The organism is Nostoc sp. JL33 (assembly GCF_017114985.1).
Lineage (GTDB): Bacteria > Cyanobacteriota > Cyanobacteriia > Cyanobacteriales > Nostocaceae > Nostoc.
The window spans coordinates 26984-42648 of the sequence record NZ_JABXKP010000021.1 but is presented as its reverse complement, the minus strand read 5'-3'; the positions used below and the strand labels follow the sequence as shown (position 1 = coordinate 42648).

General features: G+C 41.0%; 13 protein-coding genes. 10 read left to right on the top strand and 3 right to left on the bottom strand.

What is annotated here, in order from left to right:
* Positions 1-132: 132 nt before the first annotated feature.
* Entirely contained in the window at positions 133-1827 is a 1695-nt protein-coding gene (locus HWQ23_RS04665) for an alpha/beta hydrolase (protein WP_292824247.1), read from the top strand.
* Positions 1828-2085: 258 nt separating this feature from the next.
* Here the strand turns inward: HWQ23_RS04665 and HWQ23_RS04660 are convergent, their stop codons facing one another.
* Positions 2086-2316 carry a hypothetical protein gene (locus tag HWQ23_RS04660; RefSeq protein ID WP_292824244.1) on the bottom strand — a complete coding sequence of 77 codons (231 nt, stop codon included), beginning with the start codon at positions 2314-2316 and terminating at the stop codon, positions 2086-2088.
* Positions 2317-2689: 373 nt separating this feature from the next.
* Here HWQ23_RS04660 and HWQ23_RS04655 point away from each other — a divergent pair, with 373 nt between their 5' ends.
* Positions 2690-3367, top strand: a complete 678-nt coding sequence (locus HWQ23_RS04655) for a hypothetical protein (RefSeq protein WP_292824241.1) — start codon at positions 2690-2692, stop codon at positions 3365-3367.
* 43 nt (positions 3368-3410) lie between these two features.
* Here the strand turns inward: HWQ23_RS04655 and HWQ23_RS04650 are convergent, their stop codons facing one another.
* Positions 3411-4742 (bottom strand): beta-barrel domain-containing protein, encoded by a 1332-nt coding sequence (locus tag HWQ23_RS04650; RefSeq protein ID WP_292824238.1) that lies wholly within the window; start codon positions 4740-4742, stop codon positions 3411-3413.
* 921 nt (positions 4743-5663) lie between these two features.
* On the opposite strand from HWQ23_RS04650, the gene HWQ23_RS04645 reads away from it, so the two are divergent.
* The 7 genes from HWQ23_RS04645 to HWQ23_RS04615 all read left to right on the top strand — a co-directional run bounded on the left by HWQ23_RS04645 (position 5664) and on the right by HWQ23_RS04615 (position 12698).
* Positions 5664-5969, top strand: coding sequence for a hypothetical protein (locus HWQ23_RS04645; protein WP_292824235.1), 306 nt, complete (start codon positions 5664-5666; stop codon positions 5967-5969).
* Between the two features lie 99 nt (positions 5970-6068).
* Positions 6069-6365, top strand: coding sequence for a hypothetical protein (locus HWQ23_RS04640; protein WP_292824232.1), 297 nt, complete (start codon positions 6069-6071; stop codon positions 6363-6365).
* 95 nt (positions 6366-6460) lie between these two features.
* Positions 6461-6760, top strand: coding sequence for a hypothetical protein (locus HWQ23_RS04635; protein ID WP_292824229.1), 300 nt, complete (start codon positions 6461-6463; stop codon positions 6758-6760).
* Between the two features lie 100 nt (positions 6761-6860).
* Positions 6861-7160, top strand: coding sequence for a hypothetical protein (locus HWQ23_RS04630; protein ID WP_292824226.1), 300 nt, complete (start codon positions 6861-6863; stop codon positions 7158-7160).
* A 576-nt stretch (positions 7161-7736) separates the two neighbouring features.
* Positions 7737-8012 carry a hypothetical protein gene (locus HWQ23_RS04625; RefSeq protein ID WP_292824223.1) on the top strand — a complete coding sequence of 92 codons (276 nt, stop codon included), beginning with the start codon at positions 7737-7739 and terminating at the stop codon, positions 8010-8012.
* A gap of 214 nt (positions 8013-8226) precedes the next feature.
* Positions 8227-10371 carry a peptidase domain-containing ABC transporter gene (locus HWQ23_RS04620; protein ID WP_292824220.1) on the top strand — a complete coding sequence of 715 codons (2145 nt, stop codon included), beginning with the start codon at positions 8227-8229 and terminating at the stop codon, positions 10369-10371.
* A 1454-nt stretch (positions 10372-11825) separates the two neighbouring features.
* The gene (locus tag HWQ23_RS04615; protein WP_292824217.1) at positions 11826-12698 is read left to right on the top strand and encodes an SDR family NAD(P)-dependent oxidoreductase; all 873 of its coding nucleotides are present in this window, start codon (positions 11826-11828) and stop codon (positions 12696-12698) included.
* Positions 12699-12861: 163 nt separating this feature from the next.
* Here the strand turns inward: HWQ23_RS04615 and HWQ23_RS04610 are convergent, their stop codons facing one another.
* Positions 12862-13173, bottom strand: coding sequence for a zinc ribbon domain-containing protein (locus tag HWQ23_RS04610; RefSeq protein WP_375466501.1), 312 nt, complete (start codon positions 13171-13173; stop codon positions 12862-12864).
* 256 nt (positions 13174-13429) lie between these two features.
* On the opposite strand from HWQ23_RS04610, the gene HWQ23_RS04605 reads away from it, so the two are divergent.
* Positions 13430-14929 carry a glycosyl hydrolase family 57 gene (locus tag HWQ23_RS04605; RefSeq protein ID WP_292824212.1) on the top strand — a complete coding sequence of 500 codons (1500 nt, stop codon included), beginning with the start codon at positions 13430-13432 and terminating at the stop codon, positions 14927-14929.
* The last annotated feature ends 736 nt before the right edge of the window (positions 14930-15665 follow it).

The window sequence follows — 15665 nt, the reverse complement described above, 5'->3', positions numbered from 1 at the left end:
GAACTTGCTTCCTTGTGCTTATAACCTGTTTGATATATCTAAACCAAGTAAACAGGAAAGCGGTGATACATACCGCCCCGCTTTCCTCCCTGCCCAAACTTGTTTGGCAGGGTTAGACAGTGGGTTTTTTTAATGAAAAAATTTTTGAGATACCTGGGTTTAGGTATGCTATCTACCTTTTTGACTGCTACTCCTGGATTGGGAGCTGAACGCATTAGCTTTTATTACCCTCCCTTCGGCGAATTCTACTTATCCGTGGACTCGCTAGAAACTTTTGCTAAAGAAGGCAAAATCGATGAGGACTTTTCATTTTATGCTAATCGTGCTAGTCCTCAACAACTCGCTCAACTGCGGGATCTACTCCAGCAACGCTTCAATGTCACTCCTACACTAGTATCTCAAGTTACCTACTCACCTATAGGCGAACAGCTGATGCAACAGCTGGGAAAATTACTCCTCACCCAGTCTCGAAAGAACGGCTTTTATGCCATACGTGCCTCTTTGATTTTGTCTGCTGCTGATCAAAAGGGCTTAACAGTGGTGAATTTGCTGCGGAAATTTCCTAGCAATACCATACGGGTGAATTTCACAGAAGGGCTAAAGATAGTCGATGAATTGTCACAATTGCTGAAAAAGAAAGATGAAGTTTTTGCCTCTCTTGAAAAAGAAGCGATCGCTCAAGCAGCCAATTCAACTACTGACTTCTCCCAACTGCCAGATTTGCGATCGCCAGGAAAATTCCACTGGCAGAAAAAAAGCTTTGAGCTAAATGACGTTTCTCGCGATCGCCGTCTACCCGTGGATATATATGTACCTGCAACTCAAAACTCACAACTGACAACTCACAACTCTGTGTCGCCTCCCTTTCCCCTGATTGTAATTTCTCATGGCATCGCTTCAGACCGCTCTACCTTTGTCTACCTGGCCCAACATCTAGCATCCTATGGTTTTGCCGTTGCTGTACTGGAACACCCTGGTAGTAATGCCAAACGCTTTGAGCAATATTTTGCGGGTTTGGCAGGGCCGCCAGACGAAGCAGAATTTCTCAACCGACCTTTGGATATTAAGTATCTACTCGATGAACTCCAGCGTCTGGAAAAATCTGATCCCGCCCTCCAAGGAAAACTCAATTTTGAGAAAGTTGGGGCGATTGGTCAGTCCTTTGGCGGTTATACTGTTTTGACTCTAGCAGGAGCAAAGATTAACTTTAACCAACTCAAGCAAGACTGTAATCCTGATGATAATTCATCCTTTAATTTATCGCTGGCTTTGCAGTGTCAAGCAATTAAGTTACCCCCGAAAAATTACGAACTCAAAGACGATCGCATCAAGGCGATTATTGCGATTAATCCGATTGACAGCTCAGTTTTGGGTGAGGGCGGAATAAGTCAAATTAAAATTCCGGTAATGCTGGTAGCAGGTAGTCAAGATATTTTCGCCCCACCCGTATTTGAGCAAATTCGCCCCTTCACCTGGCTTTCTGAACCCAATAAATACCTAGCTTTGATCGAAAACGCTACCCACTTTTCAGCGATCGGAGAATCTACTTCTCAAAACGATGTCTTACCTGTGCCGCCTGCGTTGCTGGGCCCCGATCGCGCTCCTGTTTATTCTTATCTCAACGCCCTTAGCGTAGCTTTTTTGGAAACCCATCTCCTCAACCGCCCTGAATACCGCTCCTATTTGCAGCCTTCCTACGCTAAATTCATCACTAAAGAGTCGCTTAATCTCAGTCTTATACAATCGTTGTCAGCAGATCAATTCAATCAAATTTGGAATGGCTCTATTCCCCAGTCTGTCAAACCATCAAATCTTCAACCTAAGTAGGTAGGCGGGAAAATTCATAACTACGTGATTGCGAGCGGAACCTAAAGCCTTCTCTACGAGACGCTGCGCCAACGGCATAGCTTCTCTTCGAGACGCTCCGCGAACGCTTAACGCGGTAGCGTCTCATAGAGAAGTCAAGCGTAAAGCCTTATAAAGACAGGAGACGCGCAAGGGACGGCATTTAACGCGTAGCCTCTCCAAGAGTTGAGTTGAGTTGCGATCGCAAAGGTTTTGAGCATTTTATATTTCGTTACATAGTTAGGTTTGTTTATGCCTACCTTCGTTACCCTTCCACATCCAATACGGTTCGGATAAGGTTTTTTGATGACACGCCGCTAATCGCAAAGACGCGATCGCCGTCTTTACAATAATCAGTTCTTTGTAGAGACGGCGATTTATCGCGTCTCTTGCCTTAACCGAACCGTATTGCTTCCACATCCGTGAGAGGTTGAGGTAAAGTTTATCACCATGCCCAAGCGAGCAAAACAAAACTCTGACGACGCATAAGGGGAAAACGTTGGCTGTAACGCCATTGGTGAATTTTTGTAAAGAATTGGCTGGCTGTGCATAAAGCCTTTGAGCGGAACTGATAACTCAATAGGTGCTGCGCTGTCCAATTATCAGGTAGGACTCTTTTATGAACTTTTGTAAAGAATTGGCTGGCTGTGCATAAAACTTCTGAGCGGAACTGATAACTCAACAGGTGGTGCGCTGTCCAATTATCAGGTAAGACTCTTTTATGAACTTTTGTAAAGAATTGGCTGGCTCTGCATAAAACTTGCGCGTCGAACGTAAAGTAAGCAGGTGCTACCTTGAGGAACTTTAATAGTAAACAACTAATGATTGTAGGTGAAAGTTCAACATGAAAAAAGTGTTTGCATTAATTGAAAAAGAATCAGCCAAATTTAATCAATTAGCCTTCTTTGAGTTTTTAGGAGATAAAAGCATTGATCTTATACAAAGATTATGTTTTGCTCCTTGCTTTGCACTTTTTGTAATCGGATATGGAGATTCAAACAAGTTTGTTTGCTTAGAAGAACCAACAGTTAACCCAATTCCACATATTGTTAACAAACAAACCCGTGAAGAAGAGAATCATTGGATATGGGTTTTAAAAAATTTATCAGGCTTAAATTTTAATAGATTTTTAAATTTCACTGACTCTTTAAAATTTAATTGGAGTGATCAGACAGTGATTTGTAGACAAATAATTTATCAACTATATCGGCGAAGTTTTCAAGTTAACCCCAGTTATAAGCTAGTAGCTATTGAGTGGATAGAATCCATTTTGAATATTTTTTTCTTAATAAGTGCACCAGTCACTCAAGAATTAAAATTTCTTACTAATCGAGAGTATGCGGATTTTGGAAATCGTCATTTACTCGCTGAAAATGACGATAATGTTCATTCTAATGAAACAAAAGAATTCATTGCAAGTATGCATTTAGCAGAAGATATTCCTAAGCAAGCCTGTGAATTAGTTAATAAAATTTTTGAACTGTTTACAGCCTTGGTCTATCTTCAATGCGTGAATGCGTGAATTCCTATAGTGGTTTTCGATGGCGTGGAATACAGTAAGGAGCCTACAAATCTGTTAGCAACCTTGCTTTTCTCAGAATAAATTTCAGTAGGGTTTCTTTTTTGGAAATAATATCAGCTGTAACTTCCATACCTGCTTGAAGAGGATAGGATATATCGCCCCTTTTTAAATAAAGTCTCTCTGCCTCAATTGTCACCTCATAGTAAGGCGCAATTGGAATACCGTTAGCTTGAGATGTAATGGCGTCGGCACTAATACCTCTGACAGCACCTTTGAGGGTTCCATAATCTGGGTACGGATAGGCAGAAAACCGCATTTGTACTTCCCCCTCTGGACATTTTGTTACTTTTGCGACTTTACACACCTTCACTTTACTAATATCAGAAGCGGCAACACGAGATTTGATCACCAGAGGGGCATTGTTGGGAGCAATTTGAGCGATCACATCCCCAGGACGGACAACTTGTCCAGTATTTCTTAATTCTAGTTTGAGGATAGTACCTGCCTCTGAGGTACGAACTACAGTTTTTTGGAGTTCCGTAAAGACTTGTTTAAGTTCTTGTTGAGCGCTGCTAATTTGGTTTTGGATTTCAACTTCACGCCTGATGATTTCCTCTTTCTCTTTGTTCAATTGAGCGAGAGTAGACTGACCCTTTGTCGATTCTTGAGCAATGCGTTCTTGAGCGATCGCCACATTAGCATTACTAGGATTGAGTCCGGCTTTAGCGTGTTCGAGTCTAGCAGTAGCAGCTTTAAAAGCTTGTTCTTTTTCTTTAATTTCGAGAGCAGCGATCGCCCCTGTATTTCCTAACTGCTCATATCGCTTCAGTTCCTCTTTAGCTAATTCAACAGAGGCTTGTATTTCTTGTACGTCTGCCTCACTAGTGATTTGCCGATCTTGATAGTCTCTTTTGTTGCGATTTAAGTCCGCTTTTGCAGATGAGATCGCCTGTCCCATTGCACTGGACTCAGCAGCCATTTGAGCTTTTAGTGCTGTGAGTTGTGCATTGATTTGCGATCGTTGTAACTGATTCTGTTGGATATTGCCGAGTATTTGACTTTTTTTACTTTGCAATTGGGAATTGTCGATCAGTGCGATCGTATCTCCCTTTTTCACAACCTGATTTTCTTTCACCTTGATGCTGATGATTGTTCCCTCGGCTGATGCTTGCACTAACCGTATTTCTCCGGTTGGGCGGACGGTAGCATCAGCCTTGACTATTACGTTGTATTCAATGACGCTAGTAAGTGCGAAAGTAGCGCCAACACTTCCAATTAAAAATATCCCTCCCAACCTTGTCCAGATGCTGATTGGTGGAAGATATTCGTCGTTTTGGACTAGGCGAACAAAGTCTGCTTGGGGGTCAATGAGCATGAAGGCTAAAAAACATTTTGGTTGTATAAATAATCTAGCAAAAAAATCTACCTAGCGTTAGGGTGACGACCAAGATTTCGGAATATCCAAAAAATAAAAGCCCTCTTCCGTTTCAATGATATTTTCGGCAAAACTCCCATAATTTTGGTTTTTACGCCCTCTAGGGCGAAAGCGGCAGCTTTTTTTTTATTACTGATAAGTACCTTGCCTGTATGTAGTTAGTATGTAAATACAAGGTTTGTATACAGCTAAGTCTAAACAATAATTGGCGGATTTTATTACGAACGCTAAATCTTTATAATTCTTATCCAAAAATTTATCTTTTCTTTATTTATTTCCAAAAGTTTTGTTTAGTAAATAAAGCTCTTTTCCCATTAATCAATAATTAAGCAAACTTAAGCGTTTATATATTAAAAGAAATTATATCTATTCCATCAATATATGTATAAAAAAAATCTAGTATAATTTTTTTTACATATAAATACTTATTCAAAAATGCAGAATCCCATTTTTGAGTTTTAAAAATTTATTTAAGCTTCACTTATATAAAAGCTTGTCTATTGCTTTACTATATCTTTGCAGTCAGGGCATTTCCGTTGATTTAGCAGTATTAATACGCTATAAATTTAACTTATAAATTTTTTGAGAAACTTCAGCTTTTAGCTTGCCATAGTTATGTGAATAACTTGATAAATAAAAACTTATTTTTAATTAAAATTGTATAAAAAGCCACTATGTAGTATGTTACCTGTAAAGGCATAATACATATTTTTTAAAAAATCAGTTACTTGACCTTTTGAGTAAGAACCGTATAATACATGTAGCGGCACAAAAAAGTTACCAAATATACGCTTTATCTGTATATTTATTACTTTGAAGTGACGTGACTTTAATCCCAACAATCAAGCGAGAACTAAGACTATGGAAAGCACATTGTTCACTACATTAACCGCCAACGAAGAAGCCAATTTATCTGGTGGTAATTCTTGGTATAAAAAGCCAGTAAAGAAGACCCCTGCTAAACCAACCACCACTACTACTACTACTACTACCGTTACACTTACTGGCGGTAATGGCGGTAATGGTGGAACTGGTGGAGCTGGCGGACCTGGCATCAACAACCCCGGCTCCGGCAGTGTAACTGTTAGTGGTGGCACTGTTACTGGTGGAGCTGGTGGACCTGGTGGAGCTGGTGGAGATGGTGCTCCAGCCGTTGCATTAGGTTAATCCCAACAATCAAGCGAGAATGCCGAACTGGTGCAAATGGTGCGCCAGGAATTGCATATTAGTTTAATCCCAACAATCAACCAAGCGAGAACTAAGACTATGGAAAGCACATTGTTCACTACATTAACCGCCAACGAAGAAGCAAATTTATCTGGTGGTAATTGGAAACCAAAGCCAAAAAAGAAGACCCCTGCTAAACCCACCACCACCACTACTACTACCGTTACACTGACTGGTGGTAATGGCGGTAATGGTGGAACTGGTGGAGCTGGCGGACCTGGCATCAACAACACCGGCAAAGGCACTGTTAAAGTTACTGGTGGCACTGTTACTGGTGGAGCTGGTGGAGCTGGTGGAGCTGGTGGAGATGGTGCTCCAGCCGTTGCATTAGGTTAATCCCAACAATCAAGCGAGAATGCCGAACTGATGCAAATGGTGCGCCAGGAATTGCATATTAGTTTAATCCCAACAATCAACCGAGAACTAAGACTATGGAAAGCACATTGTTCACCACATTGACCGCCAACGAAGAAGCCAATTTATCTGGTGGTACTTATTGGTATAAAAAGCCAGTAAAGAAGCCTGCTAAACCCACCACCACTACCACTACTACTACCATTAAACTTACTGGTGGTAATGGCGGTAATGGTGGAACTGGTGGAGCTGGCGGACCTGGCATCAACAACACTGGCACCGGCACTGTTAAAGTTACTGGTGGCAAAGTTACTGGTGGAGCTGGTGGACCTGGTGGACCTGGTGGAGATGGTGCGCCAGCTGTTGGCTTGTACTAGGTTAATCCCAAGAATCAAGCGAGAACGCCGAATTGGTGCAAATGGTGCGCCAGGAATTGCATATTAGTTTAATCCCAACAATCAACCGAGAACTAAGACTATGGAAAGCACATTGTTCACAACATTAACCGCCAACGAAGAAGCAAATTTATCTGGTGGTAATTGGAAACCAAAGCCAAAAAAGAAGACCCCTGCTAAACCCACCACCACCACTACTACTACCGTTACACTGACTGGTGGTAATGGCGGTAATGGTGGAACTGGTGGAGCTGGCGGACCTGGCATCAACAACACCGGCAAAGGCACTGTTAAAGTTACTGGTGGCACTGTTACTGGTGGAGCTGGTGGAGCTGGTGGAGCTGGTGGAGATGGTGCTCCAGCCGTTGCATATGGGTGGTAGGCAAACTTTATGAGGTTGAGTAGAAGGGAAGGAATAAACGTAGAGACACTATTAACTGCGTCTGTTAGTAGGATAAAGTGTCTTAAATAAACTACCCTGTTGAAGCAGGTTAAGTTACTTTTTGGCGAACGATTAGCTGTGTTGGTTATCGCAGTTATCCTAGCATACGTTTATTACTACCTAAATACTTTTCTTCAATAAAGTTAATAAAGTCTATCAACGGTTGCTAGTAGGCAACTGTTGATAAATTTAAATCGTGCTTTTCCCTAGTTCACTGCTCACATTGAGTAGTCAACTAGGGAGGTAAGCGCTACTATTTCATGAAGTCAACCAAATTCATCACAACCTAATAATTTGTTAACGATAATGAAGGTCTTTTTGCCTCACTTACTCCAAACGAATAAGCAAGTATATGTATTAGCTTGGAGTAAGCGAGGTTAACGTACCAAAATTGCCGATGTTTTCTCTGTTAATATATAAAATATAGCGATTTTGGTACGCACTACCTCTCGTTATCTTAACTGAAAGCAACTTTGTAAAAAGTTCAAAACTGATAATTAGCAATTTAGGTTAAGTATGAAAAGTACTCACACATCCTCAATGTTTACCTCATTAACTGAAACCGAAGAAGCAAACCTTTGTGGTGGTACGGCTGTGGTTAGTGTTAAGACAGGTACTGTAAAGAAAGGATCAACTGGGAAAAAGGGAGCATCTGGGAAAAAGGCATCATCTAAATCAGTAAAAAAAGTACAGACAGTCAAATCAACTACAGGTAAAACTACAATTGCAACTACAACTCCAGAAGTTGTTGATAGTGGTACGCTGGATCTATTGGCGTCTTTATTCGGATGATAAAGATAGATGAAAATGATAAGCTATCGGCATTGATGTTTCCAGGGTGATTCACTTTTAGTAAAGATTTCATATCTGGTTTCATGAAATTTAAATGAATGCTCATTAGCTTAGTACAATTAAAGTGTTGGTCAAATTTTTAATCATGCAGGGACGAAACCCTGCTATTTTTTTTGGGTTTTGTGACGATATTATCAGGTTATTAGAGTCTGAAATGAAATACCAAGTTGTTACACAACATAGTGAGGAAGATTGTGGAGCTGCTTGTCTTGCTTCCATTGCCAAACATTATCGGCGTAACTTTACACTAAATCGCATCCGAGAAGCGGTAGGGACTGGGCAATTAGGAACAACATTGTTGGGATTGAGGCGGGGAGCGGAGGCACTTGGTTTTAATGCACGTTCCGTCAGGGCATCAAAAGAAATATTAGACCGAATAGATCAAGCACCACTACCAGCAATCATTCACTGGAAAGGCTACCATTGGGTTGTTTTGTATGGTCAGAAAGGCAAGAAATATATAGTTGCCGATCCAGCAGCTAACATCCGTTATCTCTCCAAAAAAGAATTAATGGAGGGTTGGCCGGATATGGTGATGCTTTTACTAGAGCCAGATTCGGTTCGGTTTTATGCTCAACCAGATGATAAAATAGGCGGTTTTGGGCGCTTTCTGCGGCGTGTATGGCCTTATAGAGGCATACTATTCGAGGCTTTTCTGTGCGCCATCATTATCGGTCTGCTTTCGTTAACTTCTCCAATCCTGCTTCAAATTCTGACAGATGATGTACTGGTTCGGGGTGATACCAAGCTGCTTGGCGCTTTGATTATTGCCGTTGTGGCAATGAACCTTGTGTCAAGTAGTCTACAACTATTTCAATCTAATCTGATTGCTCATTTTGCTCAACGGCTTGAGTTAGGGCTAGTTATGGAATTTGCCAGGACAATCCTGCGGTTGCCTCTGACGTACTATGAATCACGTCGCAGTGGCGAGATTGTTAGCAGATTGCAAGATATTGAACAAATTAATCAGCTAGTTACCCAAATTGTTGTCAGTCTGCCGAGCCAATTTTTTATTGCACTGGTTTCTTTAAGTTTCATGCTGTTCTACAGCTGGAAACTCTCCTTGGTAGCCTTCGTTATTGCTATTGTGATGAGTTCATCTACGGTTGTTTTCCTGCCTACACTTCAACAGAAAGTCAGAAGTATATTAGTCTTAGACGCGGAAAACCAAGGTGTTCTCGTTGAAAGCTTTAAAGGGGCGCTGACACTCAAAACTACTACTGCTGGGCCGCAATTTTGGGAAGAATTCCAGAATCGATTTGGTCGGTTAGCAAATCAAACATTTCGCACAATTCAGATTGGAATTATTAACAATATCTTCTCTGGGTTAGTTTACGCTATCGGCAGCGTTTGTTTGATTGGTTTCGGCAGCACCCTAGTTATTAGTAAGGAACTCAGCATCGGTCAACTGCTGGCATTTAACGCGATGAATGGTAATTTTTTGGCATTCATTGGTACTGTGATCGGATTTATAGATGAATTAATGCGTGCCAAAACTGCCACCGAACGTTTAACAGAAGTTATCGATGCCACACCTGAAACTCAAGGCGATACTAACAAACCCTTTGTTAAAATTCCTAGCAACGCTAATATTATTTGCACAAATCTAAACTTTCACTACCCCGGCAGGTTAGAGTTACTGGAAGATTTCTCCCTAACTATTCCTGGCGGTAAAGTTGTTTCCCTAATTGGTACATCTGGCTGTGGTAAAAGTTCTTTTGCTAAACTGGTAGCCGGATTATATACACCTATTTCTGGCAACATTCGCATTGGGATTTATAATCTGCAAGACCTAGCCCTCGATTGTTTGCGGCAACAAGTTGCTCTCGTTCCTCAGGATGCTCATTTTTGGAGTCGCTCAATTGTTGAAAACTTCCGGTTAGGTTCTCCTCACGTCACCTTTGAGCAAATTGTCAATGCTTGCCAAATTGCTGAGGCAGATGATTTTATTAGTAAACTACCTGAAAAATATCAAACTGTATTAGGTGAATTTGGGTCAAACATTTCTGGTGGACAACGCCAAAGACTGGCTATAGCAAGAGCGATCGTTAATGATCCACCTGTCCTGATTTTAGATGAATCAACTGCTGGACTCGATCCAGTTAGTGAAAGTCAAGTTTTAGATCAACTGTTGTCCCACCGCAAAGGTAAAACCACAATCCTGATTAGCCACCGTCCTAGAGTAATTACTCGTGCTGATTGGATTGTGTTGCTTAATCAAGGCAAGTTACAAATTCAGGGGACTGTGGAAGATTTGCGTGCCCAACCAGGAAACCATTTAGACTTTTTAACCCCTTAATTAAGAGGCTAACTTTTCACGGTATCTGGGGAACCTCTCTCTTGAAAAGCTTTGAGCGGAGGAAACCTCACCCTGGTTCTGCATAGCAGAACCTGTCCCTCTCCGTGAGTTCGGAGAGGGATGTCCGTCAGGACAGGGTGAGGTTTTTGTTCTGGATAATTCGATGACTTATGTGTACACTGTAGCATTTTAGGAGAGAGACTTTGAATTTGTCCCCTTCCCGATACGGGAAGAGGATTGGAGGGTTATACCGTTTTACTTTAATAATGATACAAATACGTTGGTAGGGGCTTTAGCAATGCTCATTGGTGTCAACTTAAGCCAAAACTCCTTTAAAATCTCGTTTCCAGCCTCTGGCTGGAAATGCAGTTCCTGGTGGCTCTGCCGCGAGTTACGGAGGCGGAGCCTCAATGAGGGGCATTCCCAGTCGGAGACTCTTAACGAGATAATGAGATAATCTGCTAAAAGTTTTTCGTGGCTTTTCCATACAACGTGAAAAGTCAGAATTAAGGGGTAGGGCTATTTCGTTCTAGACATAAATACATAGTTTGATTTATTCTTGCTCACTTACTTACTGGTAGTTTTAGCTAGAGCAATCTTATTTGATTTGTGAAGATTGAAAGCTTTAGATCCTTGACTTCTTAGAGAAGTCGGGGATCTTGTTGTTCATGAATGATTTAAGTTTGCTATACACCCACCAGGCAAGTCTCAACCTTTTCCTTGATGAACTCAAAGCTAAAGCTAAACAAGTTACGATTTTTCTAAAGTTTTGGCAGATAAACATGCCATTGTAATTTGCATTGAAGAGAATAATTTAACTCTTTTTTATTATTTTTAAAAGTAGAAATCAAAAACGTTTATTTAAAATAATTAAGTAAATATACTGATGCTATTTTGCGAAACACCTGAATAACAGCAGTGTTGCAACAGTAAATCAAAACTTATATGTCTTTTTTGTTTCTTAGCTATGACTTAAGTATCACAATTTCCCAAAATAGAGCTTAATTGTCAGGAGATTGAGATATTTGTACTGAAGTATTCATAAAAACTTATTTAAGAAAATCTTTTTCATATATATACTTGTCGTTAAGAAGTATTAAGAAATCCTGATTAAAGAATATTGCAATACCTTGATTTAATTGTTAACGTGTGTATGACAACGATGCTGATGAGCGCTCGGATCTAGGAGAAATAAAATCTATGAGCTACATGCATTCAGCCAAGAGTGTTAGGCTTTGACGGGTTAAAAACGAGAAATTTCTGCCTCGTAGAGACAATTATGAGCGATCGCAGATTAACCAAGAAATATTTCGTTGCTAAAGGCTTAGTTTCAGTTTGATTTCAATTGCAATTGATTATTTGTCTTACTTGTGCCGATAAGCGAGTAGCTGTGATTGTGTGGGTCGGCAATAACGAAGAGTTTGGTAAGACTTAGATTTTGGAGGATAAAACCAATGGAGATTCAAGGTAAAGTAGCCCTAATTACAGGGGCTTCCCGTGGGATTGGACGAGCGATCGCCCTCGAACTAGCGCAACTAGGCATACAGAAGCTGATATTGGTAGCACGCGATCGCCAAAAGTTAGTCGAGGTAGCCAAAGAAATCGAGGCGATGGGCACAGAAACTGCGATCGTCCCATTAGATTTAACGCAGACAATTGAAGTGAATATCGCTGTTGCCCAACTTTGGCGCAATTACGGGCAGATTCACCTGCTGGTTAATTGTGCGGGAGTCGCATACCAAAGCTCGTTTTTGCAATCTAAAATGCCCCAAGTTCAAGAAGAACTCTCTGTGAACTTGTTCGGAATGTACAACCTCACTAGTCTGATCGCTAGACGCATGGCCAGCCAAAGGCAAGGAACAATTGTTAATGTATCGAGTCTGATGGGGAAAGTTGCTGCACCGACGATGGCAACTTACTCAGCTACCAAGTTTGCAATTTTGGGATTTACCCAAGCCTTGCGGCGTGAACTAGCTGACTATAATATCCGCGTGATCGCATTACTGCCTTCCCTCACAGACACAGACATGGTGCGCGACTTAAAATTATTTCGCTGGGTGATCCCTATGACTCCCCAGGAAGTGGCGAAAGCACTCGTTACCGGAATGCAAAATGATTCAGCAGAAATTTTAGTTGGATGGCAAAGTCATTTAGCCGTATTGTGTCAACGCCTTGCCCCTTGGTTGCTAGAGCTAATTTTACAAATAGCAACTCCGCCAGCATCAACAAAACAACAGCCTCGTGAAAGACTGAACAAGCTGATCCCGAAACTGAGCTTTTTGACGAGAATCCATCGTTTCGGCGATTTGTTCTTGTCAAGAACATGATTTGTTGTGTGTCTGCACATAAGTCCTAAATTTTTTGACGCGATCGCCTACCGTGCAGCAAAATTTCTACCATAGTTGCGATCGCGCCATTATCATGCATTTGCCTTCAGGAACTTCTTGTAATACTATCTCAGTCACTCATTTAAAATGAGAGATTAGTGAACTACCTACACTGACCTGACGGTATAGTGTAGGCTTCCTGTCCAACAGAAAGCGTAGTAGTAGATTTCTTGCGTCCTCTATTACTGCGACTTACATCTGGGCGACAGGCTTTATCCCCCGTTCCAGAGGTCAAAATCCGTAGTCCTTCATCTCGAAGGTTAATACTGGCGTTAATATCCCTATCATGCTTAGTTTTGCAATTCTCACAAGTCCAGGTTCTTACATCTAGTGGTAAGCTACCGACTTGATTCAGGCACACATGGCAGGTTTTTGAACTAGGGAAAAATCTATCTACGAAAGTAACCTTTGGAATGAATACCTAGATATTCAGCTTTACTTCGTGCATCCGCAGAGCGTAAACAAATTTTATCAAAAAGTAGAACACAAAGATGCGAATATCTGGGTAGACTGCACCGATGATTACTAGACTTGCCTGAGTTCGCAGTTACTGAAAATCACCAAATTAAAAATGTTATGGCTCAGGGTATTTATTGTATCTATGCTGAGTCAGGTGCTATTAGATACTCACGCAAATTTTATACATATAACTTATTTCGGAGCAATCAGAAATGCTTTCCTTCCCGACAACTCTCACTCCTTTGCCCGAAATCATTGATGGCTTACCGAATATTTCTGGTTGGGAAACAGAGGTTCTCTCTGTAGTTAACCATGATAAACCAGTATTTTTACCAACAACGAATATCCGCTTAGAAGACGTAAATGCTGTGTTTGCGATCGCCTTACACATGCACCAGCCAACTATACCTGCTGGAAATGGTGGTACACTGATCAGCAATCTGCAATATATGTTTGAACATCCTCATGAAGGGGATAACCATAATGCAGATGCTTTTGCTTATTGTTACAGCCGCATGGGAGACTTGATCCCCGAACTTGTAAATCAAGGTTGCAATCCGCGTGTGATGTTGGATTACTCAGGTAATCTTTTGTGGGGATTGCGACAAATGGGACGCAGTGATATTCTCGATAATCTCAAACGCATCACTTGCGATCCAACCTACCAACCTTATGTAGAATGGCTGGGTACAATGTGGGGCCATGCAGTTATTCCTTCCACACCCATAGCAGATATTAAATTGCATATCATTGCATGGCAACATCACTTTGCAGCAATTTTTGGCTGGGAAGCACTAGCGCGAGTCAAAGGATTTTCGCCGCCAGAAATGCACCTCCCAAATCACCCTGATGCTCTCTTTGAATTTGTGAAAGCGCTGAAAGAATGTGGATATCGCTGGCTACTCGTTCAAGAACATTCTGTAGAAACAATTAACGGTCAATCTCTTACCTACAAACATTTACCACATCGTTTGGTTGCTCGCAATTCTCAAGGCGAAACAATTAGCATTACTGCCTTAATTAAAACCCAAGGTTCGGATACTAAATTAGTCGCCCAAATGCAGCCTTATTATGAAGCTAAAACCTTATCTAAACAACAAATTGGCAGTGTTTTTGTGCCACCAATAGTTAGCCAAATTGGAGATGGTGAAAATGGCGGTGTGATGATGAATGAATTTCCTAGTGCTTTTAAACAAGCTTGGTGGGATATGGTGAATAACGGGGGAGGAAAATCAGGTGTTGTTGGGATGTGTGGTACAGAATATTTAGAATTAATAGAAGCTGCTGGATGCAAACCTGAAGACTATCCAACTTGTCAGCCAGTCGGACAATATCAGATTTGGGAGCGAGTTTCACCAGACAATAGCCAACCGGAAGCTGTAGAGAATGCGATTCAAGAATTAAAGCAAATCAACTCTAATTTTCACATGGATGGAGCCTCGTGGACAAATCATATCAGTTGGGTGAAAGGATATGAAAATGTGTTGTCTCCCATGTATCAACTAAGCAGTTTATTCCATGAAAAAGTTGATACATTACAGCAAGTTGGCTCAACAGAACCTGTAACCAGACAAGCTGATTACCGTAACGTTCTTTTACATAACCTTTTGTTGCAAACCAGTTGTTTTCGTTATTGGGGACAAGGTGCTTGGACTGATTACGCGCGGGAAATTTACAAACGTGGCGAAAGTTCGCTAAAAACGATATTTTAATCAGAAATAACTCAGGTGAAAGAATGAAACAGCCCTGCTTTTTAAGGGTGGGGCTGAGGGTATATTCTAGGGTAAATTATCACTAAATCAAACATATTTACCGTTTCGATGTATCACAAGCCGGAGAAATTTCAGAAATTGGCTATTTTGAGACAGAAAAGTTTGCTATGGAAGAAGTTAATAGAGAGTTTGAAGTTTCTTTTGATGAGTGGGAAGCCTCAAATACTATCTAAGTATCTTAAACTTATAAAAGAATAATTTCAACCCGAACTAATGCTGATTTCAAAATCAGTCAGGACTTACGCAAACAATAGCCGAAAAGAATGATTTTCTTCTTAGGGCAATTCATGTAGACCCATACTCCTACGGAGAAGCAAGCTACGCAAAGCGTCTCCTTGGCGCAGCCTCTCGTAGAGAAGAGTTGCGGCTTAAGGCAGGGTATTGCCCCTACAGCGTCTAATTTGGCATAAGTCCTATCAGTATTTGAGCAATTGCTTATTTGAATAAGTTGTTTGAGATGGTAGCTGGATTTACGGCACAGTGTAATAGGGAGTTGATTTTGGAGAAAATGCTCCCAAAGTTTTTCATGCAGTTTTTGTATCGTCAGATCAGGTGGAAAATAAAAATTCAGGTGAATTGAGATTTAGTTCAAGTAAGTGGGAAAACTAAATTGTAGGTTGCTGGGTGCTGCCTTCCGAATTGGATTAGCACGCTGATATTCAAACTTACAATGAGG

Coding starts and splice junctions, on each gene's coding strand:
- HWQ23_RS04650 (WP_292824238.1), bottom strand. CDS start 4,742: ATGCTCATTGACCCCCAAGCAGACTTTGTTCGCCTAGTCCAAAACGAC.
- HWQ23_RS04665 (WP_292824247.1), top strand. CDS start 133: ATGAAAAAATTTTTGAGATACCTGGGTTTAGGTATGCTATCTACCTTT.
- HWQ23_RS04635 (WP_292824229.1), top strand. CDS start 6,461: ATGGAAAGCACATTGTTCACCACATTGACCGCCAACGAAGAAGCCAAT.
- HWQ23_RS04620 (WP_292824220.1), top strand. CDS start 8,227: ATGAAATACCAAGTTGTTACACAACATAGTGAGGAAGATTGTGGAGCT.
- HWQ23_RS04645 (WP_292824235.1), top strand. CDS start 5,664: ATGGAAAGCACATTGTTCACTACATTAACCGCCAACGAAGAAGCCAAT.
- HWQ23_RS04655 (WP_292824241.1), top strand. CDS start 2,690: ATGAAAAAAGTGTTTGCATTAATTGAAAAAGAATCAGCCAAATTTAAT.
- HWQ23_RS04625 (WP_292824223.1), top strand. CDS start 7,737: ATGAAAAGTACTCACACATCCTCAATGTTTACCTCATTAACTGAAACC.
- HWQ23_RS04640 (WP_292824232.1), top strand. CDS start 6,069: ATGGAAAGCACATTGTTCACTACATTAACCGCCAACGAAGAAGCAAAT.
- HWQ23_RS04615 (WP_292824217.1), top strand. CDS start 11,826: ATGGAGATTCAAGGTAAAGTAGCCCTAATTACAGGGGCTTCCCGTGGG.
- HWQ23_RS04605 (WP_292824212.1), top strand. CDS start 13,430: ATGCTTTCCTTCCCGACAACTCTCACTCCTTTGCCCGAAATCATTGAT.
- HWQ23_RS04630 (WP_292824226.1), top strand. CDS start 6,861: ATGGAAAGCACATTGTTCACAACATTAACCGCCAACGAAGAAGCAAAT.